Genomic DNA, 25,702 nt, shown 5'->3' with positions numbered 1-25,702 from the left:
TCTTTTGCTATTAGTGTGAAAACTCCCTTTCATTCGTTAAAAGAGGGAAGGAAAAAAGAAGATGAATTCATATGGAAAGTCAAGTAAGTTTCTTATTGTTGTAGTCGTAATAATTGGAGTATTAATATTGGCATCTGATTCCACAGGAAAGCGTGTAGATGATGCGTTCTCTCCAACCGGAGACATAGCTAATATACAGATTGAGAATGGTAGTGTTGATTTCAAAATTGTTGAAGGAGATTCCTTCTATGTGAAAGGTGAGAACTTAGAAGAAAACAGCTATACATTTACACAAGAAGGAGATACTCTAATAGTCAAGACAAATAAAAAAAATTTTGAATTTCATTTCAGTTTATTTGAGGAACCTTCAAGGGTTACCATAACGATTCCAAGTGACATACAGTTTGATACAATTACGATTAATAACGGTAGTGGTGATTTTATAGTAAATACTAATTTGCCTGCGAAACAATGTAATATCACAGTAGGTTCTGGGGATGTAGTAGTGGAAGCAATAAAAGCAGAAGAATTTGATTGTAGTGTCGGTTCTGGTGACTTTGAGGTGAAGGATATAACTACTGATAATATAGGTGCATCTTTGGGTTCTGGAGATATAACCTTTGGATATGTTGAATGCGATAAGATGAGCATGGCAATTGGATCTGGTGATTTTATATTTAAGAGTTTAGAAGCAAGAGACTGTGATTTGGAACTTGGCTCTGGGGATATAGAAGGAAAGAATATGGTAGTTATGAATATGACTGCACAAACAGGTTCAGGCGACATCTATCTAAAGGGAGAATTAACAGGTGTATCCGAGTTTGTATGTGGTAGTGGAGATATTGAATTAAATCTTGATGGAGACGTAGAAGAGTATTCATTCGAAATCGATGGTGATGATATAGAGATAAATGGTGACGATTTTGGTAAGAACTATAGAAGCGATACAGTTATGGATAAACAATTACATCTAAAGTCTGGTTCAGGCGATATTGATGTAACAATTCGATAAAATATATAAGATTAGTTGTTATATTGATGGGATATAAAAAGAAGAATTGCAATTGGGATTCTTCTTTTTGTTTTTTTGTAGAGAAGAATTGTCAGATTTAATTGGGATAATGCTTTATACTGACAGTATCGGTTTGAATAAATCAACTTGACAAATGGTATAAGTAGGTATACTATATGATGTATAAATATACATATAATTTGAATAAAGTCGTCTGAATTATGATTATAGTGCATGGCTGTGCAAAAAAACATACAGCTAATGAATAATTATTAATACGCGGCTGATGGAAGGAGCAAGTGAATTAGTATGAACTTAAAAGGGCGTAGTTTTCTAACATTAAAAGATTTTACTCCAGAAGAGATTACATATTTTATTGATCTGGCAGCAGATTTAAAAGCAAAGAAAAAACAAGGTATTACAGGAAATAGTTTAAAAGGTAAGAATGTTGCTTTAATATTCGAGAAACCTTCTACTAGAACAAGATGTGCATTTACAATTGGTTGTATTGATGAAGGCGGGCATCCAGAATATCTAGGAAAAGATGATATTCAGCTTGGTCACAAAGAGAGTGTAGAAGATACGGCTCGTGTCCTTGGAAGAATGTTTGACGGTATTGAGTTTCGTGGCTTCAAACAGGATACGGTAGAAAAATTAGCAAAATACAGCGGTGTACCTGTATGGAATGGTCTTACAGATGAGTATCATCCAACACAAATCTTAGCAGATTTTTTAACTTTAAAAGAGCAATTTGGACAGCTAAAAGGACTTAAGTTAGTATACGTAGGTGATGGAAGAAACAATATGGCTAACAGTTTGATGATTGGTTCTTCTAAGCTAGGAATCGACTTCACAATTCTTGCACCAAAAGAGTTGTGGCCAACGGGTGAGTTAGTCGATACTTGTAAGGGATATGCGAAGGAATCTGGTTCTACAATATATATTACAGATGATTTAGAAGCAGTAGAGGGGGCCGATGCAATCTACACAGATGTATGGTGTTCTATGGGGGAAGAAGATAAGGCCGCTGAGCGTATTGCTATGTTATCACCATATCAAGTAAATCACGATTTGTTTGCAAAGACAAAGAAAAAATCAACAGTATTCTTGCACTGCTTACCAGCAGTAAAAGGGAAAGAAGTAACAGAAGAATTGTTCGAGCAGTTTTCAGAAGTAGTGTTTGATGAAGCGGAGAATCGTATGCATACCATTAAGGCCGTTATGGTAGCAACTTTAGGTGAATAATTATTAGGTGAATATGTAATTTAATAAGACCCTTTTTATAAAATTGATTGTGGTAATTTTATAAGAAGGGTCTTATTTTGTCAGATTGCTTGGGGTTTATATTGCAACTAAGCCAAAAGTTAGAATACAAAATTGCCGTATTATATCTTGTTCTTATTAAATGTCCAATAGTCATGATGGGGAAAATAGCATAAGATGGATAATTATTAATTTTTCATAAAAATGACATACAAACGAAATATTCTATGCTATACTAATATAAATTAAGCTTTATAGGAATGACTTCGCATTTGAAATTCGTGAAATTAATTTCGGTAACCCGTCACCCATTTTGAAAGGAGAAGGATTATGAAAGAATTTGAGTACGCTGATATTGCAAATGAGGTTAAAGAATTAGCCCAAATATGCAAGAAAAACAGCAAAATCGACCCAGAGTTATATAGCAAATATGAAGTAAAAAGAGGTCTTCGTGATATCAGTGGTAAAGCTGTATTAACAGGATTAACGGAGATATCAGAAATCGTATCCTATACTATTGTGGATAGTGATTTAGTTCCTTGTGAAGGAAAGCTTTATTATCAAGGAGTTAATGTTCAGGACTTGGTTAATGGATTTATTGCAGAGAAGAGATTTGGATTTGAAGAGACTGTATACCTGTTATTGTTTGGTGAACTACCGAATAAAGAGCAACTAGAAAATCTGAATGCTTTATTAGTTAAGTATAGAGAAGAATTACCAACTAGTTTTGTTAGAGATATTATCATGAAGGCTCCAAGCCGAGATATGATGAATACCCTAGCGAGAAGTGTATTAACCTTGTATTCTTATGACGAAAAGGCAGATGATACTTCTGTAGAGAATGTTTTAAGACAATGCTTACAATTAATATCGTTGTTCCCTTTACTATCGGTATACGGATATCAGGCATATAGCCATTATCATGATGGCAATAGCTTATTTATCCATTCACCACAGCCAGAACTATCAACGGCGGAGAATATACTGCATATCCTACGTCCAGATAGTAAATTCACACATCTGGAAGCAACCATATTGGACCTTGCGTTAGTCTTACATGCGGAACATGGTGGGGGAAATAACTCAACATTTACAACGCATGTGGTTACTTCATCAGGAACGGATACGTATTCTGCAATAGCCGCTTCTCTTGGGTCATTAAAAGGACCTAGACATGGTGGTGCCAATATCAAAGTAGTTAAGATGTTTGATGATATGAAAGAAACAATCAAGGATTGGGAAGATGAGGAAGCGGTGCGTGAGTATTTAGTTGATTTATTGAATAAAAGAAGATTTGATAAAGCAGGACTAATCTATGGAATGGGTCATGCCGTTTATTCAATCTCAGATCCTCGTGCTGAGATATTCAAAGGATTTGTTAAGAACCTTTCCGTAGAGAAGGGATTAGAGAAAGAATATGCGCTATACAATATGGTAGAGAGATTAGCACCTGAAGTTATTGCGAAGGAAAGAAAGATCTACAAGGGTGTTAGTGCTAATGTAGACTTCTATAGTGGATTTGTATATAGAATGTTGGATTTACCGATTGAATTATATACCCCGATTTTTGCAATAGCACGTATTGCAGGGTGGTCTGCGCACCGTATTGAAGAAATCATTAATGATGGTAAGATTATTCGCCCAGGATATAAGTGTGTCGCAAAACATAAGAAATATAAGACAATGGAAGACCGCGTAGCTGAAGAAGGAAATGAAGATATACGATTAGCATAGATACAAGATAGAACATAAAGCTGTTGTACTAACTAGGTCAAGGATTCCTTGATCGTATATAGTGCAGCAGCTTTTAAAATATGATATACTGTTAGGGAATAAGTGGACTCATTAGGAGAATCCTAGTTCAGTAAAAAGGAAATAATAAATGTTGTAGTGAAATATGGAGGATAAGATGAAGTGGAATGAGATTATTAAAAATAATAAGCTTTTACCAGATTTAATTAATGTAATTTTAGGTATTGCAGTTATCGTATTATTTGTATTAGTTATTTTAATGCCATCTAACTATGTAATAATGGCATCGTTAATGATTGTAGCAGGTATTATGAACTTAAGTAATGGATTTAGAAAAGCCCGTGTAAATAGCCAAAAAGGAATAGGAATGTTCTTTGGTATTGTGGGCTTTGTTCTTATTGCATTTGGTTTATACTATCTACGAATTGCATTTGCATAGAAAGAAGTGACTCGGAATGAAGACGAAAATACTAACAATTTTAAGCAATAGTGATGGTTATGTATCAGGTCAACAGCTATGTGAACAACTTGGTGTGTCAAGGACAGCGGTATGGAAAGTGATTAACCGTCTGAAAGAAGAAGGATACCTCATTGATTCGGTATCAAACAAAGGGTATCGCTTGCTTAGCCAGCCTGATGTTGTTACCAGTGAAGCTATTCTTAGTAAACTACAAACAAACTATATGGGAAGACAAGTTTTTTCTTATGATGAAGTAACTTCTACCAATACAGTAGCCAAGCAATTAGCAGATGAGGGAAAAGAAGAAGGAACGTTAATTGTATCTGATAAACAGATTCAAGGAAAAGGGAGAAGAGGACGTTACTGGGAATCACCAAAAGGTTCAGGAATATTTATGACGGTTATTCTAAAACCAAAGATGAAGCCAGTATATGCCTCGATGTTAACCTTAGTCGCTGCATTAGCATTAAATGATGCGATTACTGATTTGACGGGCTTAGAAGCCAAGATAAAGTGGCCCAATGATGTTGTTGTTAATAAAAAGAAAGTAGCTGGTATTCTGACAGAACTAAGTGCAGAAGTTGATTATATCAATTATATCGTTGTGGGTATTGGTGTTAATGTAAGTATGAAAGACTTTCCTGAGGAACTAAAGGACAAGGCTACTTCATTATTATTGGAATCAGGAAAATCCATTGGTCGTGCGCAGTTAATTGCTAAGACGATGGAATATCTTGAATGTTATTATGAACGTTTTCTTAAAACCCATGATCTAAGTGAGTTGAAGGAAACATATTCGAAGGTTTTGATTAATAAGGACCAAGTGGTAAGGATTCTTACTGAGGACGATTCTTATACAGGAGTTGCTAGGGGAATTACCGACGAAGGACATTTGATTGTTGAGAAGGATAATCATGATCTGGTGGAAGTGTACTCTGGCGAAGTCTCAGTTCGAGGGTTATACTCCTATACGTAATAGTTAACAATTGTCACATGACAATTGTCACGACTTTGTTTTCTTACCTTATATCCATTGCACAATCAATAAGAATGAAGTATATTAAAAGTAGGCTGATGACCTGGAATTCAGATTGGTATCATTGGCCTGGAAGTAGGGTACACACCTACGAATGATTGATAATAACTGATATCTCGCAGTGGGGTATAAGAATAGGAGGCAAAGTATGAAACGTTCTACAACAGGATTTATTTGGGGATTAATTATTATAGCACTTGGTGTGTTAATTGGTGCGAAAGCATTCGGAGCAGATTTTGATATTTTCTTTGATGGCTGGTGGACCTTGTTTATCATCATTCCTAGTGCAATTGGCTTGTGCGAAAGAGGAAACAGGACCGGAAGCGCTATTGGTCTTGCAGTTGGTGTAATGTTATTATTAGCAGCGCAAGATTTTATTGCTTGGCATATGTTTGGTAAATTAATTGTTGCATTTATCTTTGTTATCATTGGTCTGAGATTAATCTTTGATGAAGGTAGAAGAAACAAGAACGGGGATTTTTATCAAAATAACAATACAACAGAGAATACTTACACGTACACCTACGATTCAACTAATTCAACTAACTCAACTAACACGGATAGTAATTCTAACACATATACAGATAATAATAACGCAAATTTTAATTCAGGCAGTAGCAGCCGGGCATATAATACAATGAATGACACGAATGTAAATGCTATCTTTTCTGGTAAGGATCTGAACTATAATGGCTTATACTTTGGTGGAGTTGCTGTTACTGCCATATTTGGTGGCATTGATCTTAATCTGCGTAATGCTATTATTGATAAAGATGTAATTGTAGATGTAACTGCAGTATTCGGTGGTATTGATATCCATGTGCCATCCAATGTAAGAGTTGTTTCAAATTGTACAGCAATCTTTGGTGGCGTAGATAACAAAACGGTTACTCCTTCTATGACAGAAGGTATGAATATGCCAACAATTTATGTAAATGGTGCTTGTATTTTTGGTGGAGTTGATATAAAATAGTTTCGCAACTGAAAGGTCAGTATTGTCGTAACTATGTGTACGATATCTATAGGAGAAATTATGTATCAAGATAACGTTATCTTATGTGCATCTAGTGCATACGAGCAGAAATATTATTTAAATGATGATTTTAAAGACTTACCAGATGGGGTCAAAGAAGAACTTCAGATCATGTGTGTATTATACACGGAGGATATTGGTGGTATTCTTACTCTTCAATATGAAGAAGATGGTACATTAGTTTTCCATGTTGAAGCAGATGAAGGCGATTTATTATTTGATGAAGTTGGTAGTGTGCTTAAAATTAAAGAACTACAAAGAACAAAAGAAGAGTTATTAGAAGCATTAGAGCTTTACTATAAAGCATTTTTCTTAAATGAAGATGTTTCAAATTTACTTGATAACAAATAAATGAAGCAATAGAAGGGATGAATTGGCATGGTTAGACATATTGTAATGTTTGAATTTGCAAAAGAAGCGGAAGGAAAAACAGCAATTGAGAATGCAGTTATTGCAAAAAATCAGTTATTGGAGCTAACGCAGAAGTTGGATTTTATTCGTCGCATGGAAGTAGGGATTAACGACTCAGATGCAGATAGTACGAATTATACATTATGTCTTACTTGCGATTTTGATTCCTTTGTTGATTTGAATCGTTATGCAATGCATCCAGAACATTTAAAAGTGGGAGCGTTTATAGGTAGGGTAAAGCTAAGCCGTGCTTGTGTTGATTACGAATTATAGTTCAATATTGTTATTGACCTAGGAAGGATAAAAGATATGTTACTTGTAGTAGATGTAGGGAATACGAATATAACATTAGGCATATTCAAGGAAAAGGAGTTAATTGGAACATTCCGAATGACGACTAAGATTGCTCGTACCTCCGATGAATATGGAATATTTATACGAGAATTAATACTTACAAGAGATATACAACCTGAGAATATTGAGGCTGTTATTATATCTTCTGTTGTGCCTAATATTATGCACTCTTTTAAGAATGGTATTATCAAATATCTGAATGTAACTCCAATTATAGTTGGAGCAGGAACGAAGACAGGGATTAAAATTGCGACTGCAAATCCTAGAGAAGTAGGTCCTGATCGAATTGTTGATTTAGTAGCGGCATATGAGACCTATGGTGGACCATTAATAGTAATTGATTTTGGAACAGCGACCACTTATGATTTAATCTTAGAAGATGGTTCTTTCGTTGCAGGTCTCACGAGTCCAGGTATTCGTATCTGTGCTAATGCGTTGTGGTCTGATACGGCAGCGCTTCCAGAGGTTGAGATTAAGAAACCGGATTCTATCTTAGCTAAGGATACGGTCACAAGTATGCAAGCGGGGCTTGTATATGGATATATTGGACAGACGGAATATATCATTAAGAAGATGAAAGAAGAAAGTGGAATTAAGGATATCAAGGTAGTTGCAACAGGAGGGTTAGGTAAGATTATTGCTGATGCAACGGAGGAGATTCATATATATGATTCAGCTCTTACTATGAATGGACTACGATTGATCTATGAAAAGTGTAGAAGTAGAAAGAATTAGAGCTATTTAGAAAGGCACGGAACGTGTTATGAATTTACAAATAGGAAATGTTAATATTGGTGGAAATTTAATAGTAGGACCAATGGCAGGAGTAACTGACCTGCCATTTCGTTTGCTATGTAAGGAACAAGGAGCTGACTTAATCTACACAGAGATGGTAAGTGCCAAGGGAATTATGTACAACAACAAGAATACAGAGATCCTTCTTGAAGTGAAGGAAGAGGAACGCCCAGTATCACTACAATTGTTTGGTGCTGATCCAGATATCTTAAGTGAGATGGCCAAACGAATTGAACATCGTAATTTTGATATCTTGGATATTAATATGGGGTGTCCAGTACCGAAAGTTGTAAACAATGGTGAGGGTTCAGCACTGTTAAAGGATCCTAAGCTAGTGGGTGAAATTGTTTATAAAGTTTCACGTGCTATAAAAAAGCCACTTACGGTAAAAATCCGAACAGGGTTTGATGAGACCTGCATAAATGCTGTTGAGATTGCAAAGATCATTGAAGAAAATGGTGCGGCAGCAGTAGCTGTGCATGGACGTACAAGAGCTCAATACTATAGTGGTAAGGCTAATTGGGAGATTATCAGACAAGTTAAGGAAGCAGTTTCTATACCTGTTATAGGGAATGGAGATGTAGTGACAGTAGAAGATGCAAAGAGAATCACAGAAGAAACTGGTTGTGATGGTATTATGATTGGAAGAGGTATTCAAGGAAACCCATGGTTATTCTCTCAGATCAAAGAGTATTTTGCTACTGGAATTATTCCAGAAAAGCCACACGTAGATGAGGTTATTGAAATGATACTAAGACATGCCAAATTGCAGATTAAGTTCAAAGGAGAATACGTTGGTATTCGAGAGATGCGTAAGCATGTTGCATGGTACACAACAGGGTATCCAAAATCGGCTAAATTACGTAATGCTGTTAATGAGATTGCAAGTTTAGAAGAACTAGAATCTTTAATGATGCAATATAAGAGTATGATAGAAGAATAGAAAAAACAATCTTGAAATTTTGAATGTCAACGGGCGTATAATTCATATCTGCCGCTGACATACAAACTCTCAAGATTGTTTTTTTATGTTACAGTTCATTGCTATACTTTTATCGAAATAGATGATCTACAGAAAGGTAAGCGGGAATACCATTATGATAAGTTAATGGAACTTCTCCTTGGATTAATGGATAGATATAATCAACCAATTCTTTGGTAACATCATTGCCAGACACGGTAATCCATTCACGAGGAACACATTTTTCTACATTAGCTACATTAGAAACATTTGTGCTACCATAAGTAACTGTATAAGGTATATTGCTTGTACGAGTTAAGGTAGCCATCTTTGCAGTTTCTCCTTGATCGGCAAGATTAAAAGCTTTTTTACCAAGTTCGTATGCTTCGTCAAGATCTGTTCTAGAAGATATATGAGAAGCACAACGCTGCAATACATTTAATTCGATGGAACGTACTTTACAGTTGATTGTGTTCTTAATAAGGTTTTCGAGGTATTTACCAGTCCCGCTTAACATAACATGCCCAAACTGATCAGTACCTGTTGAGTTTGCCGAGATATATTTGCCAGCAGGATCTTTAATACCTTCTGATACAGCGATAATTACATGATTGCGTTTTTGTAATTGTTCACGAACGTCATTAACGAAGGAGGCAGTTGAGAAAGGGTGTTCGGGCAGATAGATGAGATGTGGTGCATCACTGTAACCCGTTCTTGCAAGAGCAGAAGCGGCAGTTAGCCAACCAGCATTTCTTCCCATAATTTCTACGATGGATACGCTTTTGGTGTCATAGATATAAGCGTCATGTGAAATCTCAAGAATAGAAGACGCAATGTATTTGGCAGCGGACCCAAAACCGGGGGTATGATCAATACAAGTAAGGTCATTATCGATTGTTTTAGGAATACCAATAACTCTAACATCAATATTATGTTTTAATGCAAAGGAAGATAATTTGTTGACGGTATCCATGGAGTCATTTCCACCAATATAGAAGAAATATTTTATATTATAATTAGAGAATAGTTGAAAGATTGTACGATAATCAGAATCATCAACAAGTGGATCTGATAATTTATATCTGCAAGAGCCAAGAAACATAGATGGCGTATTGATTAGAGTTGATAGATTATTGGAATCTATATGAAAAGTTTCCGTTAAATCGATAAGGTCATCTTTTAAAACCCCCTGTATACCATTTAAGGAACCATATATTTTATCAACGTTTGTAGATTGTAAAGCTTGATGAATCACACCTGCAAGACTGGAGTTTATAGCTGTAGTTGGTCCTCCAGATTGTGCGATGAGACAATTTATCTTTAACGACATAATGTTCAAAAACCTCCTGAAATATTCTATAAGCAGACCTATAATAGCAGAAAGACAAAGTCTTTTCAATACAATCAAATTAATTTAGTTACTAAATTAATAGTAGCTATCAATAATAATTTAACAAGTGCTGACTAAGCTCTTGGAACTATTGCAAATTATATAAAATTGCTGCATAATATTAGAATATGTAAGAAGTAAGTAGTATCTTAAAGATTTCATGAGTTATGATTGCGCCAGTTATATAAGAGATGAAAGGGGTGACTTTGTTGAATGCTACATCACCAAATAATATTCCAACAATAAGAACTTGCCAAAGATGTCATAAGTTATTAACCTATACTTATGGAGGTCCATCCCTTTGTCCAGAATGCATTGATAAAGATAAAGATGATTATAGTAAGGTTAAGGAATATATTCAATCTCATGCCAATACAACTGTTTTTGAGGTATCACAAGTAACGGGAGTTAGTTTGAAGGTTATTATGCAATTTGTAAGAGAAGATCGTGTACAAATTGTAGATACGAAGAATAAGATAAATCTAAAGGAGTAATCTTTATAGATAAATGGACGAATGAATTATATAGTAAATAGGAGCAACTACCATATATGATTATGACCTGTTATACAGATAGATGTATACAGCAGAGAATCTTGTATGGTGGTTTTTGTATTATAATGATATAATTTGGTGTAGTTGAAGGATTCGGGTCGACAAATAAAATATTACCAAATAAAGAAGAAAACTAATTGGACAATTCAACAAAGTAACGAAAAAAAGTGTGGAATAGAAAAAATGGTTGCATTTTTATGCAAAACAGTGTACTATACTTATAGAAAAGACAAATGTACGTAGTGGAAAGACAAATGCGTCCCTAAACGGTTAAAGTGTCAGTACATAAAAAGATGGAGGGTTTATGATGAGTAGTAAATTACGAGTAGGTATTCTTGGTGCAACGGGTATGGTAGGTCAACGTTTTATCTCTTTATTAGAGAATCATCCTTGGTTTGAAGTAGTTGCAGTAGCAGCTAGCCCAAGAAGTGCAGGAAAGTCTTATGAAGAAGCTGTAGGTGATCGTTGGAAAATGACAACACCTATGCCTGAAGCAGTTAAGAAATTAGTAGTTTTAAATGTTAATGAAGTTGAAGAAGTATCTAGTAAAGTAGATTTTGTATTCAGTGCTGTTGATATGACGAAAGATGAAATCAAAGCAATTGAAGAAGCATATGCGAAAACGGAAACCCCAGTTGTATCAAACAACAGTGCACATAGATGGACTCCAGATGTACCAATGGTAGTTCCAGAATTAAACCCAGAGCATTTAGAAGTCATTACTGATCAAAGGAAACGTTTGGGAACAACAAAAGGTTTTATCGTTGTTAAACCGAACTGTTCGATTCAAAGCTATACGCCAGCATTACACGCTTTAAAAGAATTTGGACCAAAAGTTGTTGTTGCAACAACTTACCAAGCAATCTCTGGTGCAGGTAAAACATTCAAAGATTGGCCAGAGATGGTTGAGAATATTATTCCTTTCATCGGCGGTGAAGAAGAGAAGAGTGAACAAGAACCTCTTAGAATCTGGGGTAAAGTTGAAGATGGCAAAATCGTGAAAGCAGCTGGCCCAGTTATTACAACACAATGTATCCGTGTACCAGTTTTGAACGGTCATACAGCAGCTGTATTTGTTAGTTTTGATAAGAAACCAACGAAGGATCAGATGATTGAAGCTTGGAGAAACTTCAAAGGACTTCCTCAAGAATTAGAACTTCCAAGTGCACCAAAACAATTCATTCAATACTGTGAAGAAGAAAACAGACCTCAAATTAAAATGGATGTTGATTATGAAAACGGCATGGGTGTATCAATTGGTCGCTTAAGAGAAGATACCGTATATGATTACAAATTTGTTGGCTTATCACACAATACTGTACGTGGAGCGGCAGGTGGTGCAGTATTAATCGCAGAATTATTAAAAGCACAAGGATATATTACAGCAAAATAATTTAGATAGAATGCATAGAAATGCAACATAAAAACAATCTTCAACAAATTGTCTGACAAGAGTAGACACGTAGTGTATACATCTGGACAGATGATTCGTGAAGATTGTTTTTTGATGTTGTGTAAAAGCATTTCGTTTGAAAAATATGCGCTGATATACATTTATAAATGTTATATCAGCCTCTTGTTTTATTCTAATCCTAACAGGTATTTGATTAATTCTATTGTGTTTTCTTTATTTGGTGAATTGCTAACTACTCCGAGAATAGGTTTTTCTATAGCGGAACCACTAGATTTATAGAGCTTGCTATCATCAATGTAGATACCATATGGAGCTAGTGGGCCGGAGGATACATTTCCTTTTAAGTCTTCATCTTTGATTGCCCCTGTATAATATTTATCAGCTAATTCTGTATACATATCAGCTGGAAGTAAATCCGATAAGCTAATAAGGAAACCATCTTCTGTTAATGTCTTAAAATATGCTTCATCAGATATAATAACATCAATCTGTTTTGCTGAGACATAAGTTGATATCTTCTGAATAGAACTTATTGAGTTTTGGGACATATCCTCATTAGATATATAATAACTATAATCAAACGTGATTTTTTCTTTGCCTGGTTCTACTTCAAAATGAGTATTTAGATCACTTAAGAAATCGTTTAATTTTTCTTGTTCAAAATAATCATTCACTACTGCTATATTTAATAATTCATCTGGTCTAGGTGCTACTGTTTGGTAGATTAGATAGCCCAATATGCCTGCAATACAAACACTAATAATAACTTTTTTTAAATAGTACATGTTAAAATAAGCGACTTTCTCTTTGAAGGTCATATCACCTAACTTCTCTCGTTCCGTCTGTTTCGTTCTTTTAGCATAGATTCCAGCAGAATCATCTAATTTTGTCTCTTTCGCCAATGTCATTCCTCTTTTCTGTATGTTTGTTACAATAAATTAACGTAATCGTTCATTGTTACTAGTGTATCATAACTGACAAGATAATAAAATAAGAAGAATCTAAAAATTATGTAAATAAATACATAAGTAATTTCAGAATTAAGGGTTGACATGTTGAAGGAACTGATATAATATTGTTTGAAACAAGTGATACAAAATTACTTGAAAAATTATATTGATAGAAAGACATTGAAGAGAAGAAGTAGAGAATCGTTCTTTTAACAGAAAGCTACCGGTTGATGAGAGGTGCAAAAAGAAAGTCTTGAAATACATCTCGGAGTTTCACACTGAATCATACTAAGTATGTAGTAGGCTGTGACGGGTGCAACCGTTATATTGATAGGGTATAATCCATTATTCGAAAGTATGTAGATGAGATGGCGTACCTGATGAGACCGAAGTAGTAATACTATGGTGAATAAAGGTGGTAACACGTGAGAATAGATGCTCTCGTCCTTTGTGTATATATACGCAGCGTATATAACACAAAGGACGAGAGCTTTTTTTATTGATAGGAAATCGCGGTTATCACTAAACTCTTGATGCAATGTCTTGGAAAGGGAGATTTCTATGACAAACAAATTAATTACCAAACAACCTGAGGAACAATTGAAGATTATTAAAAAGGGGTTATTCGAACTAATTAACGAAGAGGATCTGCTAAGCAAGTTAAAGAGAAGTTATGATGAACAAAAACCACTTGTAGTAAAATTAGGCTTAGATCCATCTGCACCAGATATTCATCTTGGTCATACGGTGGTACTTCGTAAAATCAAACAATTGCAAGACCTAGGGCATCACGCAGTTATTATTATTGGGGATTTTACTGGTAGAATTGGGGATCCTACGGGAAGAAGTAAAGTTAGAAATCAAATGACGAAAGAAGAAGTCTTAATTAACGCTAGAACATATGAAGATCAGATTATGAAGGTTCTTGATCCAGAGAAGACAGAGGTTCGGTTTAATAGTGAATGGCTTAAGAAGTTAGATTTTGAAGATGTAATCTTGTTAGCAGGTAAGGTTACTGTAGCAAGAATTCTAGAGAGAGACGATTTTTCGAATCGTTATAAGAATCAGCAAGCAATTGGTTTACATGAATTCTTTTATCCGCTTATGCAGGCATACGATTCCGTTCATATAGGAGCAGATATTGAACTTGGAGGAACAGATCAAACCTTTAATATATTAATGGGAAGATCGTTACAAAAGGATTATGGTTTAGAGAGTCAGATCGCTATGTTTGTGCCAATTCTTGAAGGAGTAGATGGAGTTAACAAGATGAGTAAGAGTCTTGGCAATTACATTGGAATTGATGAAGACCCAGATGTCATCTACCGTAAAGTGATGACAATTCCAGATAACTTAATTATTCGTTACTTCGAATTAGTAACGGATATTCACCCAGATGAGGTGGAAGTTTACAAAAGAGAGCTAGAAAGTGGAGAAGTAAATCCTAGGGACATCAAGATGAGCTTAGCTTGCGAAATAACAAGCCTGTACCATGGTATTGATAAAGCTGAAGCGGCGGAGAGACATTTCCAAGTGATGTACCAACAAAGAGAAGTGCCTGACAATATTAAGGAATATGTGATCAATCAATCTCTTGAACGACCAGAGCTTATGGATAATGGGGAAATTGATTTACCGATGTTAATCTGCAATGTGGGTTTTGCTAAGAGTAAGAGTGAGGCACGCAGACTATTAACACAGAATGCAGTTAAGATAGATGGGGAGAGATTCTCTGAGCTTACTTATAGCATGCAAGAGGAAGGCTTTATAATAGCAGTAGGAAAGAATAAAATTGTTAAGGTGGTAAACAAATAATAATTCTGTTGTTTATAAAGCCATGCCTATGCAATGGGAAAGAAATATGCTATATTTATCATAAGTATAGATTATTACGAGGTTGGAATAGATTTCTAATTATAGGAACCTATTTATTAACAAATAGAATCGGAATACTTATAGAAAAAAGAGATATAAAGAGAGGATACTACTCATTATGAAGCAGTTTAATAAAGGAAAAGGATCATCATCACAAGGAAATGCGAAAACATGGCAAGGAAAAAGTTCGCAAGGAAAAACTTCTCAAATAAAAATAGTACAAGGAAAACCAGAGAAAGGAAAACCAGCCCAAGGGAAAACGCTAACGAACTGGGATAGTTATATCACAAAAGAAGCGGGAATTGGAAAGGCTTCTTCTGGGAAGACTGATAAGAAGAATACTGTAAAGACAAAAACTAAGAGTATTGGAGTAAAGAAGATAGATAAGGGTAGTAAAGGAAACAGCAAGGTAGTAGCTGTTAAAAGACCGGTTACTATGCATCTATTCTATATGGCAACAGAAGAATATACATGTAAACAAATTGTTGCACCAGTTGTTGAGGAAAAGGGAATGGAGATTCAAGTTTGGCCAGAACTAGGAATCGCCTCAATTGAATTTGGAGAAGCAAGTAGTATTGATTTTCAAGAATGTGAGATAGAATCTTTTGATTCTGATAGCGATTTGGAATTCGTTAAAGAACATGGGATTAAGGTAATTTATGAAGTAACTATGGATGAAGCACATAAAGCAAAAGCTGCAAATTGTTTTCTATCTATGATTCAAACCAATGGAGGATTCTTCTGTACAGATAGTGATGATTTTGCACCTATTTATAACAAAGAGGAGTTGGAGAAATGGAAATAAAGAAGGAGGTTGATATAATAAGTAATTATATCATTCGTCTAAGAAAACATTTTCACAGACATCCTGAGATTGGAATGCAGGAGTTTGAAACTTCAAAACGAATCAAAGAAGAGCTAGCTGTCATGGAGATTCCCTTTGTGGCAGCAGCTGGAACTGGAGTAATTGGATTCATAGGCCATGGGTCTAAGGTGGTTGCACTCCGTTGTGATATGGATGCACTGCGAATCACAGAGAAAACAGGGGTTACATATAAGTCTGAGGTAGAGGGACTCATGCATGCCTGTGGGCATGACGCACATATGGCAGCTATGTTAGGTGCTGCTTCGGTATTAAAGAAATATGAAGAAGAATTAAATTGTACTGTCAAACTAATATTTCAACCTTCTGAAGAGAATTGTCTTGGTGCAAAAGCAATTTGTGATGGAGGACACCTAGATGATGTTAGTGAAATCTTTGGTTTGCATGTATTCGGAGATATTCCATGTGGCAAAGTATCCATAGAAGAAGGACCAAGAATGGCTGCTTCCGATATATTCCGTATACGAATTATGGGGAAATCAGGCCATGCGGGGAAACCACAACAATGTGTAGATGCAACAGTAGCAGGAGCAGCTACCATTATGAATCTGCAATCCATTGTAAGTAGAGAGTTGGACCCTGTTAGTAGTGCTGTAGTAACCGTTGGGCATTTTATCTCAGGAACGCAACATAATGTAATCTCTGGTGAAGCGTTTATTGAGGGAACTGCAAGAACATTCTCCACCCAGGATTGTAAGCATATTGAGCAGGCGGTAAAACGAATTGCTTACAATAGTGCTGCTACTTATAATGCTACGGCTCATGTTGAATACATGAGGTCTTTACACCCTGTTGTTATGAATGATAAGAGAGTGACACAGACGGCTAAGGAAGCAGCGAAAGAATTGTTTGCTCCAGAAGATATTATTTCTATTCCTAAGATGATGTTAGGGGAAGATTTTTCTATCTATCAACAACACATCCCAGGAGCCTTTGCATTCGTAGGAGGAGGAAACGAGGAACTAGGAAGAGCATATCCAAATCATCATGAATGCTTTAACATTGATGAAAGGGCGGTACTAGTATCTGCACAATTATTAATTGGGTATGTAATGAAATTTAACGAAAAGATGTAGGTTGATAACGCAAACTTCGCACTTTCCTTGGAGTAGCTAACTGCTATATTAAACGAAAAACCCCCTCTCTAAATGAAATTTTTTATACGCGAAGTATGAGTTAATAATTGCATTTTTTTAAATACGCCCAATTTTTTACTTGATTATTGTACAAAAAAAATATATTATTATATCGACAATAGAATAATGGGAGAAAAAGTATCGTGAAGTCTGTCCTTGACAGACGAGGAGGCCAGTGTGGAAGATTAATCTTTCACATTTTGAAAGGAGAAAAATTATTACAATGAAAGTTAAACATTTTTCAAAGTACCTATTCATGGTAGCTATTCTTGTATCTGCTATTGCACTTTCCGGATGTAAAGGTGATAAGTCAGATAAGAATACTAACAAGGCGCCGGCTACAGATGATACCTCTTCTAAAGAGCAGGACCATAATCAGGCATCAGATAAAGATGCAATCTATGGTGGCTCAATTGTAGTAGAAATAACACAGGATCTAGATAGTCTTGACCCACACAAAGCAGTTGCGGCAGGAACTAATGAAGTATTATTCAATGTTTATGAAGGTTTAGTAAAACCGAATGAAAATGGTGATTTAGTTTCAGCTGTTGCAAGCGAATACCAAATTTCTGAAGATGGTAAGATGTATACATTTACCCTTCGTGATGGAGTGAAATTCCATAATGGTGACGCGGTAACAGCAGAGGATGTTAAATATTCTATAGAACGTTGCGCTGGTTTGCTTGAGGAGACGGATCCGTCTGTTAAAGTAGAATCGGCGCTTTCTAATGTTAAGGAAGTAAATATTCTTGATGATAAGACAATTCAATTGGTGTTAGACAAAGGAGATACAGAATTACTTGCATATCTAACAAGTGCTATCGTTCCAGCAAATTACGATAAGTTAGATACTGAGCCAATGGGAACAGGCCCATTCAAATTCGTATCTTATGCACCACTTGAAAGCTTTGTAGTTGTTAAGAATGAAGATTACTGGGGAGATAAAGCATATCTCGATCAAGTAACTTTCAAGATTTCAGCCAATACCGATTCCGCTTTTATGGAATTAATGGCTGGATCGATTGATATCTTCCCATATCTAACCGATGATCAAGCAACACAATTACCGGATACTTATAATGTCGAAGTTGGTAATATGAATCTTGTGCAAGCATTATTCCTAAATAATGGAGCTGAGCCATTCAATGATATGAAGGTACGTCAAGCGGTTAGTTATGCCCTTGATCGACAAGGAATTCTTGATATGGTTGCTGGTGGGAGAGGAACTATCATTGATACGAATATGTTCTCAGCGTTTAAGAAGTATTATAATACAGATTTAGCTGGAACATATAACTATAATGTAGAAAAGGCAAAAGCGTTATTAGCAGAAGCAGGTTATGGAGGTGGATTAACATTTACCATAACAGTACCTTCTAACTACCAATTCCATGTTGATACAGCGCAAATTATTGTAGAGCAATTAAAGGCGGTTGGAATTACTGCGAAGATTCAGTTAGTAGAATGGAACAGTTGGTTAGAAGATGTCTATAAGAATCGAAACTATCAAGCGACAATTGTAGGTTTAGATTCGAATCTAGCACCTAGGGATTCAGTAGAACGTTTTGTATCAACAGCTAGTAATAATTTCATAAACTATAATAACCCTGACTTTGATGCTACATTTGAGAAAGCAATTGCAAGTACGGTTGATGAGGAAAAGGTAGAGTATTACAAGCAATTACAAGCATATTTAACAAATGATGCTGCCTCTGCTTATATTCAAGATCCACCTTTACTTGTAGCGGTGAATAAGAAGTTAGCTGGTTATACGTTCTATCCTGTATATGTTCAGGATATGGCGAAGGTATATTATATCTCTGAATAGGTAACGATTCAGAATATTTCCTTCACAAAGTTGATTAATTGGCTATATGAAGGATACTAGGTAGTAAAAATGATTTGGATAGAAATCAAGGAGAAAGAAAGGTGGGGAAATTGTGAAATATATTATAAGAAAAATAAGTACTCTAATTCTAACATTGTTCATTGTCTCAATATTCACATTCACGGCCTTTCAAGTAATCCCTGGAGATAGTGTATTAAGTACTCTTGGAATGGATGCAAGTCCTGAAGCTATTCAGGCCTTGCGCCAGGAGAGAGGTTTAGATGAGAATTTAGCCCTGCGTTATGGTAGATGGTTAGGCAATGTATTACAAGGAGATTTCGGAAAATCTACGCAGTATAATATGGAAGTAGGAGCATTAGTATCAAGCCGTTTAACTGTTACGGTTTGGTTAGCACTTCTATCCATTATTCTTATAATTGCCATATCAATTCCTTTGGGAATTCTATCTGCAATGAAGGAAGGCGGAATAATAGACCGCATGCTGACTTTGTTAACCCAGACGATGATGGCAATTCCACCATTCTTTTTAGGAATGATTCTAACCTTGATATTCGGCATATGCCTGAAATGGTTTGTACCAGGGAATTATGTAAGTTTTAGTGAGAATAAAGGAAAATTCTTTGCTTATCTAATCTATCCAGCGATAGCAATGGCAATTCCAAAGATTGCAATGACAGTAAAGTTCTTAAGAAGTTCCATTCGTAGACAGATGCATCTTGAATATGTAAGAACAGCAAAAAGTAAAGGAAATTCCAAGAAAGATATCTTGGTTAAACATGTTCTTAAGAATGCTCTAATACCTGTTATTACATTCCTTGGAATGATTATTGCAGATGTTCTTGCAGGGAGCATTATTGTTGAGCAGGTATTCAATCTACCTGGACTTGGCCGCTTATTAGTAGTGGCGATATCAAGTCGTGATTATGCAGTTGTACAAGCAGTCGTTTTATATATAGCAGCAATTGTAGTCGTAATTAATCTGTTTGTTGATGTATTATATCGGATTATTGATCCTCGAATCAGCAAAGAGGGAGGTGCCGAGTGAGGAAGAAGAATTTAAACTTCATTCTTGGTGCTATCTTAATAGGGATCGTTTTATTGCTTGTGCTAGTGGGGATATTCTACACCCCATATGATCCCAATGCCATGAATGGGTCTATCAAGAATACAGCACCAAGTTTTGCGCATTGGTTTGGGACAGATAATTTTGGTCGTGATATCTTTAGTCGTGTAATGGAAGGAAGCCGTACCACTTTCTTTGTGGCAATAGCAACCGTTGCAATTGGCACGATAGTAGGAACGTTAGTCGGCGCCTTCACAGGTTATTATGGTGGTGCCCTTGATAGTGTATTAATGAGAATTAATGATGGAATCACATCTTTTCCAAGTATCTTATTAACATTAGTAATTATAAGTATCTTTGGTATAGGTAAATACAATATAATCCTAGCACTTGGTATTGTTTTCATACCGAGTTTTGCAAGAGTTGTTCGAAGTGAATATATGGTGCAAAAAGAGATGGATTATGTTAAGATGGCAAAATTAATGGGAGCAAGTGATATACGTATTCTATTCATTCATATCCTACCTAATATAAGTTCCATGTTGTTCTCAACGATTACGATAGGATTTAATAATGCAGTATTAGCGGAAGCTGGTATGAGTTATCTTGGTTTAGGTGTTCAACCACCGGATGCCAGTCTTGGAAGGATGTTGTCGGAGGCTCAGGCATATCTATTTTCAGCACCATGGTATGCAATTGCACCAGGTGTTATGATTGTAATTACCGTATTAGGAATTAGTTTAATTAATGAAGAGCGTTAAATTATGATAAAGAAGCAACGTTCAGGACCAGAAAAACCTACGGTTTAGCTCGAGGCGGCGGATCCGCCCAATAGAATAATTCAAAAACACATTTCTGAATATAAACATTCAACCTACATTTTTGAAACATTCTGCTTGGCTCTGAACAGTTACTAAAAGAAAGGATATGATAGAATGTTATTAGATGTTAATAATGTATCAATTGGGTTCGCTGACACGAAGCCGATGCAAATGGTTGTAAACAACATATCCTTTCAGGTTGATCAAGGAGAGATTCTTGGGATTGTTGGGGAATCTGGATCAGGTAAATCAATGACAGCACTGTCAATTATGGGATTGCACAAAGATACTGCTAGGATAACGAGTGGAGAGATTAGAGTGGAAGGAAATAATCTTCTATCTATGTCTGAGAATCAAAAAAGGTCTTATCTTGGTAAAGAAATAGCAATGGTGTTTCAAGAACCAATGACTAGTTTGAATCCTGTCATGAAGATTGGTGATCAAGTCAGTGAGATGTTAGCAATCCACACAAGACTATCAAGGAAAGAGCAAAAGGAGAAGACCTTAGAAGCCTTGTTTGAAGTTGGACTTAACAATCCGGAAGAATTATATAATAAATATCCTCATGAGTTATCAGGGGGAATGCGGCAAAGAGTTATGATAGCTATGGCAATGATTTGCAAACCTAAGATACTAATTGCTGATGAACCTACCACTGCGTTAGATGTATCAGTACAAGCGCAGATTCTCGCTCTATTAAAGAAGATGAATAAAGAACATGGTGTGAGTATTATCTTGATTTCACATGATCTTGGTGTGATAAGAACCATGTGTGAAAGAACAATTGTTATGTCACAGGGGAAAATTGTAGAACAAGGTTTAGTTGAAGATATTTTCAGAAATCCCAAACAAGAGTATACGAAGAAATTAATTGATGCTGTTCCTTCTATTCATAAAAAAATGGTGGAGATAGAAACCGTAGTTCAATCACCTAGTAAGGTGAACGGCCAGGTATCTAAGATGCTATCCGTGAATGGAGTTAATATTTATTATTATCAGAATGGTAGAATACGTAGAGGTGTGAAAAAACAAATTGTAAAACAGGCTTCTTTCCATATTAATGAGGGAGAGGTTGTTGGAATTGTAGGAGAAAGTGGAAGTGGGAAATCTACACTTGCGAAAGCAATTGCAGGACTAAATATGTTTTATGAAGGGGAGATAACTTGTACGGAAACTAGACCGCAGATGGTATTTCAAGATCCGTATAGTAGCTTGAATCAAGCAAAGAAAGTTCAATGGATTCTAGAAGAACCACTAAAAATCAAAGGCGGTTACACCAAGCAAGAGCGTAGACGATTGGTGAAAGAGAAGCTAAGTGAAGTGGGATTATTGGAAGAGATTGGTAACCGATATGTATATCAATTAAGTGGTGGACAAAGGCAAAGAGTATGTATTGCAGCAGCGTTGATGTTACACTCGAAGTTTGTTATTCTTGATGAAGCAGTTTCAGCATTAGATGTAACCATTCAACGACAGATATTAAATCTATTGATGGAATTGAAGGATAAGCATAATTTAACGTATCTATTTATTTCCCATGACATGAATGTAATTCATGAAATATGTGATCGTGTAATTGTCATGAATGAGGGTAAAATAGTAGAACAAGGGGATACGGGAGAAGTATTTAGAGCTCCCAAAGATGAATACACGAAAAAATTACTGGCAGCTATTTTGTAGAACACCACATTGGCACCGCCATTGATTCGGCACCCAGATTAATTTTATAAAGCAGCCGCTAGATTATTACATAGTGTATAAATAATCAAGCGACTGTTTTTTCGTAAATTTCATAGTTATTATTTCTGATGAAATTAGATGTTTTTACTTAAAGCAAGTTGACATAATTTCCGAAATGAATGCTCAAAGTTATCATCATCCTCTTTGGTCCTCTTTCGAATACTTGAAGTGCGTACACCTCCACGGCGTTGCTTTTTGGCAATATGACGTTCAAACATAAGTAGATCTATATTTTCATTGGTATAGATGCGTCCATTTTGATTAATTGCATAACCTTTCTTACCAAGTACCATGGTAGCAACACCATAGTCTTGTGTAACTACAAGATCGCCTGGTGCTGTTCTATTAATTAAAGCAATATCAACTGCATCGGGAGCTTTACTTACCTGAATGATTTCAGAATAATCAGAATCTAAGATGTGACTTGTATCAATAATCATAATAACAGGTATTGAAAGCTCTTTAGCAACTTTTTCAATGATATGCTTAACTGGACATGCATCAGCATCGACTAATATCTTCATAGGAATATCCTTTCTCCGTAATCCCAGACTCCGCATAGCTGATTCTAGATAAAGACTATCTAGATGGCATACGATAGACTCACGAAATTACTTCGTAATTTTGTTCGTTAAATTAAGACTCCTTTGGAGCTATGGTCTTACACTCTGTGTAATCCCAAGGAATCAGCAAAGCTGATTCTCTTAATCTATAATATGCCAGATTACTAGATGGTTTACAAGTCGAAATTCATATATTTTTCCCTATTAGGTCACAAAAATTTAAGACATTATTCTATTGATTTATGGAAATACTAACATTATAATGAACATAACATGGAGATAGTGCATATGGAGGTGTAGAATGGACAATAAAAATCCGAAGAAAAAGAATGGAAATAAATCAGGTATTGTATTCTGTGTAGTAGCTACGCTCTGTGCATTTTTACTTTTTTACTATACGACGAATCAGTTAAAAGAAAGTGCAAAGGTTGAAGTTAGTTATACAGAATTTATGAATATGTTAAAGGAAGATAAAGTTAAGTCTGTTAAGATTGATTCTAGCAGAATTACAATAATTCCAAAAGAAGAGAAAACAAATGGCATGTTTACAATAACATATTATACAGGGTATTTGGATAATCCTGGACTATATGAGGCATTAGATAACGCTAAGGTAGAATACAAAGGACCAGTACATGATACCAGTACAGGCATCATAGATTTTATATTAGTGTATTTGTTTCCATTCATAATGATTGGTCTAGTTATGACCATGGTATACCGCATGATCAATAAAAGCGGTGGTGGAATGATGGGAGTTGGAAAAAGTAATGCTAAGGTTTATGTGGAGAAAGAAACTGGAGTAACCTTTAAAGATGTTGCTGGACAAGGGGAAGCGAAAGAGTCATTAAAGGAATTGGTTGATTTCTTACACAACCCTGGTAAATATACTCGTATTGGAGCGAAATTACCGAAAGGTGCTCTTTTAGTAGGTCCTCCAGGAACAGGTAAGACCTTGTTAGCAAAAGCAGTAGCAGGAGAAGCAAAAGTACCATTTTTCTCATTATCTGGTTCTGACTTTGTTGAAATGTTCGTTGGTGTGGGTGCATCAAGAGTAAGGGATTTGTTCAAACAGGCACAACAACAAGCACCATGTATAATCTTCATAGATGAGATTGATGCAATTGGTAAGAGTCGTGATAGCCATTACGGTGGTGGTAATGATGAAAGAGAACAGACATTAAACCAATTACTTTCTGAGATGGATGGATTTGACACCTCGAAAGGTTTAGTAATTCTAGCTGCGACAAACCGCCCAGAAGTATTAGATAAAGCATTATTAAGACCAGGTCGTTTCGACCGAAGAGTAATTGTTGATAAACCAGACTTGAAGGGTCGTGTAGATATCTTGAAAGTACATGCGAAAGATGTACTAATGCATGATTCGGTTGATTTAGAAGCAATTGCCTTAGCAACATCAGGAGCTGTTGGTTCCGATCTTGCTAATATGATTAATGAAGCAGCAATTACAGCTGTTAAAGCTGGAAGAACAGTTGTAACACAAGAAGATTTGTTTGAATCCGTTGAAGTTGTAATTGCAGGTAAAGAGAAAAAAGATCGTATTCTTGGCAAAGAAGAGAAGCGAATTGTTGCATATCACGAGGTAGGACATGCATTAGTTACTGCTCTTGTGAAAGAAGCAGAACCTGTGCAAAAGATAACAATCGTACCAAGAACAATGGGGTCGCTTGGCTATGTAATGCAAGTGCCGGAAGAAGAGAAGTATTTGAATACTAAGGATGAATTGTTAACGAGAATTACAACCTTATTCGGTGGTAGAGCAGCAGAACAAATTGTATTTAAGTCCATTACAACAGGAGCTTCTAATGATATCGAACAGGCGACAAAGATAGCAAGAGCTATGGTAACACAGTTTGGTATGACAGACCGTTTTGGTTTAATGGGGCTTGAATCAGTTGAGAACCGTTACTTAGATGGTAGAGCAGTCTTAAATTGTGGTGATGCTACTGCGGCAGAGATTGATAATGAAGTAATGCGTATATTAAAAGAATGTTATGATAAAGCACTTAAGCTTCTTGAAGGAGACCGTGAAACACTTGATAAGATTGCAGAGTTCTTACTTGAAAAAGAAACAATTACAGGTAAAGAGTTTATGAAGATTTACCGAGAAGTGAAAGGAATTCCTGAATCAGAAGATGATAAATCGGTAGGAGATAAAACTTCTGATAATAAAGCTTTAGAGATTATTGAAGTGGAAGTTTCTGATGATAAAGATGATACAAAAACAGAGGATACCAAGGAACAAGAGGATATAATAAAGATTGCAGAGGTACCTAAAGAAGATATACGTACAGATGATAAACCTCAGGTAGAAGATGAATTCAATGCTACCAAAGATAAAGAGTTAAGATAGGTAAAGACTGTCA

23 protein-coding genes and 1 other annotated feature are annotated in these 25,702 nt (G+C 35.7%); of the genes, 20 read left to right on the top strand and 3 right to left on the bottom strand.

Annotated features, from left to right (window positions below):
* Nucleotides 1–61 precede the first annotated feature (61 nt).
* The 10 genes from BUB90_RS06780 (at nucleotide 62) to dusB (ending at nucleotide 9,059) form a co-directional block, all read left to right on the top strand.
* Nucleotides 62–1,012: a DUF4097 family beta strand repeat-containing protein gene (locus BUB90_RS06780; protein ID WP_073285110.1), complete on the top strand. Its 951-nt coding sequence runs from the start codon at nucleotides 62–64 to the stop codon at nucleotides 1,010–1,012.
* A gap of 309 nt (nucleotides 1,013–1,321) precedes the next feature.
* Nucleotides 1,322–2,257: an ornithine carbamoyltransferase gene (gene argF / locus BUB90_RS06775; protein WP_073285107.1), complete on the top strand. Its 936-nt coding sequence runs from the start codon at nucleotides 1,322–1,324 to the stop codon at nucleotides 2,255–2,257.
* A gap of 348 nt (nucleotides 2,258–2,605) precedes the next feature.
* A complete protein-coding gene (locus tag BUB90_RS06770; protein ID WP_139241716.1) occupies nucleotides 2,606–4,009 on the top strand; it encodes a citrate/2-methylcitrate synthase in 1,404 nt (467 codons plus the stop codon).
* A 175-nt stretch (nucleotides 4,010–4,184) separates the two neighbouring features.
* Nucleotides 4,185–4,466 (top strand): hypothetical protein, encoded by a 282-nt coding sequence (locus BUB90_RS06765; protein WP_073285101.1) that lies wholly within the window; start codon nucleotides 4,185–4,187, stop codon nucleotides 4,464–4,466.
* A gap of 16 nt (nucleotides 4,467–4,482) precedes the next feature.
* Entirely contained in the window at nucleotides 4,483–5,463 is a 981-nt protein-coding gene (locus BUB90_RS06760; RefSeq protein WP_073285098.1) for a biotin--[acetyl-CoA-carboxylase] ligase, read from the top strand.
* Nucleotides 5,464–5,671: 208 nt separating this feature from the next.
* Nucleotides 5,672–6,496 carry a LiaF transmembrane domain-containing protein gene (locus BUB90_RS06755; RefSeq protein WP_073285094.1) on the top strand — a complete coding sequence of 275 codons (825 nt, stop codon included), beginning with the start codon at nucleotides 5,672–5,674 and terminating at the stop codon, nucleotides 6,494–6,496.
* Nucleotides 6,497–6,556: 60 nt separating this feature from the next.
* On the top strand, nucleotides 6,557–6,907 hold the full coding sequence (locus BUB90_RS06750; protein WP_073285091.1) for a DUF6145 family protein: 351 nt from the start codon (nucleotides 6,557–6,559) through the stop codon (nucleotides 6,905–6,907).
* A 27-nt stretch (nucleotides 6,908–6,934) separates the two neighbouring features.
* A complete protein-coding gene (locus BUB90_RS06745; protein ID WP_073285087.1) occupies nucleotides 6,935–7,240 on the top strand; it encodes a Dabb family protein in 306 nt (101 codons plus the stop codon).
* Between the two features lie 36 nt (nucleotides 7,241–7,276).
* Complete coding sequence (locus BUB90_RS06740; RefSeq protein WP_073285084.1) at nucleotides 7,277–8,056, top strand: type III pantothenate kinase; 780 nt, start codon at nucleotides 7,277–7,279, stop codon at nucleotides 8,054–8,056.
* 28 nt (nucleotides 8,057–8,084) lie between these two features.
* Complete coding sequence (gene dusB / locus BUB90_RS06735; RefSeq protein WP_073285081.1) at nucleotides 8,085–9,059, top strand: tRNA dihydrouridine synthase DusB; 975 nt, start codon at nucleotides 8,085–8,087, stop codon at nucleotides 9,057–9,059.
* A gap of 109 nt (nucleotides 9,060–9,168) precedes the next feature.
* On the opposite strand, the gene BUB90_RS06730 is transcribed toward dusB, so the two are convergent.
* Nucleotides 9,169–10,407, bottom strand: coding sequence for a 6-phosphofructokinase (locus BUB90_RS06730; protein WP_073285078.1), 1,239 nt, complete (start codon nucleotides 10,405–10,407; stop codon nucleotides 9,169–9,171).
* Nucleotides 10,408–10,676: 269 nt separating this feature from the next.
* Here BUB90_RS06730 and BUB90_RS06725 point away from each other — a divergent pair, with 269 nt between their 5' ends.
* Nucleotides 10,677–10,961 carry a hypothetical protein gene (locus BUB90_RS06725; RefSeq protein WP_139241715.1) on the top strand — a complete coding sequence of 95 codons (285 nt, stop codon included), beginning with the start codon at nucleotides 10,677–10,679 and terminating at the stop codon, nucleotides 10,959–10,961.
* Nucleotides 10,962–11,328: 367 nt separating this feature from the next.
* Nucleotides 11,329–12,414, top strand: a complete 1,086-nt coding sequence (gene asd / locus BUB90_RS06720; protein ID WP_073285072.1) for an aspartate-semialdehyde dehydrogenase — start codon at nucleotides 11,329–11,331, stop codon at nucleotides 12,412–12,414.
* A gap of 188 nt (nucleotides 12,415–12,602) precedes the next feature.
* Here asd and BUB90_RS06715 read toward each other — a convergent pair whose 3' ends face one another.
* Entirely contained in the window at nucleotides 12,603–13,337 is a 735-nt protein-coding gene (locus tag BUB90_RS06715) for an extracellular solute-binding protein (RefSeq protein WP_073285069.1), read from the bottom strand.
* 219 nt (nucleotides 13,338–13,556) lie between these two features.
* Nucleotides 13,557–13,837 (top strand) — a binding site (T-box leader).
* Between the two features lie 109 nt (nucleotides 13,838–13,946).
* Between BUB90_RS06715 and tyrS the strand changes: the two genes are divergently transcribed.
* The 7 genes from tyrS to BUB90_RS06680 all read left to right on the top strand — a co-directional run bounded on the left by tyrS (nucleotide 13,947) and on the right by BUB90_RS06680 (nucleotide 22,692).
* Nucleotides 13,947–15,200 (top strand): tyrosine--tRNA ligase, encoded by a 1,254-nt coding sequence (gene tyrS, locus BUB90_RS06710; RefSeq protein ID WP_073285066.1) that lies wholly within the window; start codon nucleotides 13,947–13,949, stop codon nucleotides 15,198–15,200.
* A gap of 178 nt (nucleotides 15,201–15,378) precedes the next feature.
* Nucleotides 15,379–16,065 carry a hypothetical protein gene (locus BUB90_RS06705; protein WP_073285064.1) on the top strand — a complete coding sequence of 229 codons (687 nt, stop codon included), beginning with the start codon at nucleotides 15,379–15,381 and terminating at the stop codon, nucleotides 16,063–16,065.
* Complete coding sequence (locus tag BUB90_RS06700; protein WP_073285061.1) at nucleotides 16,056–17,219, top strand: M20 metallopeptidase family protein; 1,164 nt, start codon at nucleotides 16,056–16,058, stop codon at nucleotides 17,217–17,219. Before BUB90_RS06705 ends, BUB90_RS06700 begins: the two co-directional genes overlap by 10 nt.
* Nucleotides 17,220–17,502: 283 nt before the next feature.
* Entirely contained in the window at nucleotides 17,503–19,107 is a 1,605-nt protein-coding gene (locus BUB90_RS06695; protein WP_073285059.1) for an ABC transporter substrate-binding protein, read from the top strand.
* 112 nt (nucleotides 19,108–19,219) lie between these two features.
* Complete coding sequence (locus BUB90_RS06690; RefSeq protein WP_073285057.1) at nucleotides 19,220–20,173, top strand: ABC transporter permease; 954 nt, start codon at nucleotides 19,220–19,222, stop codon at nucleotides 20,171–20,173.
* Entirely contained in the window at nucleotides 20,170–20,952 is a 783-nt protein-coding gene (locus tag BUB90_RS06685; protein WP_073285054.1) for an ABC transporter permease, read from the top strand. The genes BUB90_RS06690 and BUB90_RS06685 overlap by 4 nt, the downstream gene beginning before the upstream one ends.
* A 174-nt stretch (nucleotides 20,953–21,126) precedes the next feature.
* Nucleotides 21,127–22,692 (top strand): dipeptide ABC transporter ATP-binding protein, encoded by a 1,566-nt coding sequence (locus BUB90_RS06680; protein ID WP_073285051.1) that lies wholly within the window; start codon nucleotides 21,127–21,129, stop codon nucleotides 22,690–22,692.
* 134 nt (nucleotides 22,693–22,826) lie between these two features.
* Here BUB90_RS06680 and BUB90_RS06675 read toward each other — a convergent pair whose 3' ends face one another.
* The gene (locus tag BUB90_RS06675; protein WP_073285048.1) at nucleotides 22,827–23,276 is read right to left on the bottom strand and encodes a YaiI/YqxD family protein; all 450 of its coding nucleotides are present in this window, start codon (nucleotides 23,274–23,276) and stop codon (nucleotides 22,827–22,829) included.
* A 340-nt stretch (nucleotides 23,277–23,616) separates the two neighbouring features.
* On the opposite strand from BUB90_RS06675, the gene ftsH reads away from it, so the two are divergent.
* Nucleotides 23,617–25,689, top strand: a complete 2,073-nt coding sequence (gene ftsH, locus BUB90_RS06670) for an ATP-dependent zinc metalloprotease FtsH (protein ID WP_073285045.1) — start codon at nucleotides 23,617–23,619, stop codon at nucleotides 25,687–25,689.
* Nucleotides 25,690–25,702 lie beyond the last annotated feature (13 nt).

This window comes from Anaerosporobacter mobilis DSM 15930, from assembly GCF_900142955.1.
Classification (GTDB): domain Bacteria; phylum Bacillota; class Clostridia; order Lachnospirales; family Lachnospiraceae; genus Anaerosporobacter; species Anaerosporobacter mobilis.
The sequence above is the reverse complement of the archived record's forward strand: the minus strand, read 5'-3'. Positions and strand labels throughout refer to the sequence as shown.

Coding starts and splice junctions, on each gene's coding strand:
- BUB90_RS06730 (WP_073285078.1), bottom strand. CDS start 10,407: ATGTCGTTAAAGATAAATTGTCTCATCGCACAATCTGGAGGACCAACT.
- dusB (WP_073285081.1), top strand. CDS start 8,085: ATGAATTTACAAATAGGAAATGTTAATATTGGTGGAAATTTAATAGTA.
- asd (WP_073285072.1), top strand. CDS start 11,329: ATGAGTAGTAAATTACGAGTAGGTATTCTTGGTGCAACGGGTATGGTA.
- BUB90_RS06755 (WP_073285094.1), top strand. CDS start 5,672: ATGAAACGTTCTACAACAGGATTTATTTGGGGATTAATTATTATAGCA.
- BUB90_RS06770 (WP_139241716.1), top strand. CDS start 2,606: ATGAAAGAATTTGAGTACGCTGATATTGCAAATGAGGTTAAAGAATTA.
- BUB90_RS06700 (WP_073285061.1), top strand. CDS start 16,056: ATGGAAATAAAGAAGGAGGTTGATATAATAAGTAATTATATCATTCGT.
- BUB90_RS06695 (WP_073285059.1), top strand. CDS start 17,503: ATGAAAGTTAAACATTTTTCAAAGTACCTATTCATGGTAGCTATTCTT.
- BUB90_RS06765 (WP_073285101.1), top strand. CDS start 4,185: ATGAAGTGGAATGAGATTATTAAAAATAATAAGCTTTTACCAGATTTA.
- BUB90_RS06740 (WP_073285084.1), top strand. CDS start 7,277: ATGTTACTTGTAGTAGATGTAGGGAATACGAATATAACATTAGGCATA.
- BUB90_RS06760 (WP_073285098.1), top strand. CDS start 4,483: ATGAAGACGAAAATACTAACAATTTTAAGCAATAGTGATGGTTATGTA.
- tyrS (WP_073285066.1), top strand. CDS start 13,947: ATGACAAACAAATTAATTACCAAACAACCTGAGGAACAATTGAAGATT.
- BUB90_RS06750 (WP_073285091.1), top strand. CDS start 6,557: ATGTATCAAGATAACGTTATCTTATGTGCATCTAGTGCATACGAGCAG.
- BUB90_RS06780 (WP_073285110.1), top strand. CDS start 62: ATGAATTCATATGGAAAGTCAAGTAAGTTTCTTATTGTTGTAGTCGTA.
- BUB90_RS06680 (WP_073285051.1), top strand. CDS start 21,127: ATGTTATTAGATGTTAATAATGTATCAATTGGGTTCGCTGACACGAAG.
- ftsH (WP_073285045.1), top strand. CDS start 23,617: ATGGACAATAAAAATCCGAAGAAAAAGAATGGAAATAAATCAGGTATT.
- BUB90_RS06705 (WP_073285064.1), top strand. CDS start 15,379: ATGAAGCAGTTTAATAAAGGAAAAGGATCATCATCACAAGGAAATGCG.
- argF (WP_073285107.1), top strand. CDS start 1,322: ATGAACTTAAAAGGGCGTAGTTTTCTAACATTAAAAGATTTTACTCCA.
- BUB90_RS06675 (WP_073285048.1), bottom strand. CDS start 23,276: ATGAAGATATTAGTCGATGCTGATGCATGTCCAGTTAAGCATATCATT.
- BUB90_RS06745 (WP_073285087.1), top strand. CDS start 6,935: ATGGTTAGACATATTGTAATGTTTGAATTTGCAAAAGAAGCGGAAGGA.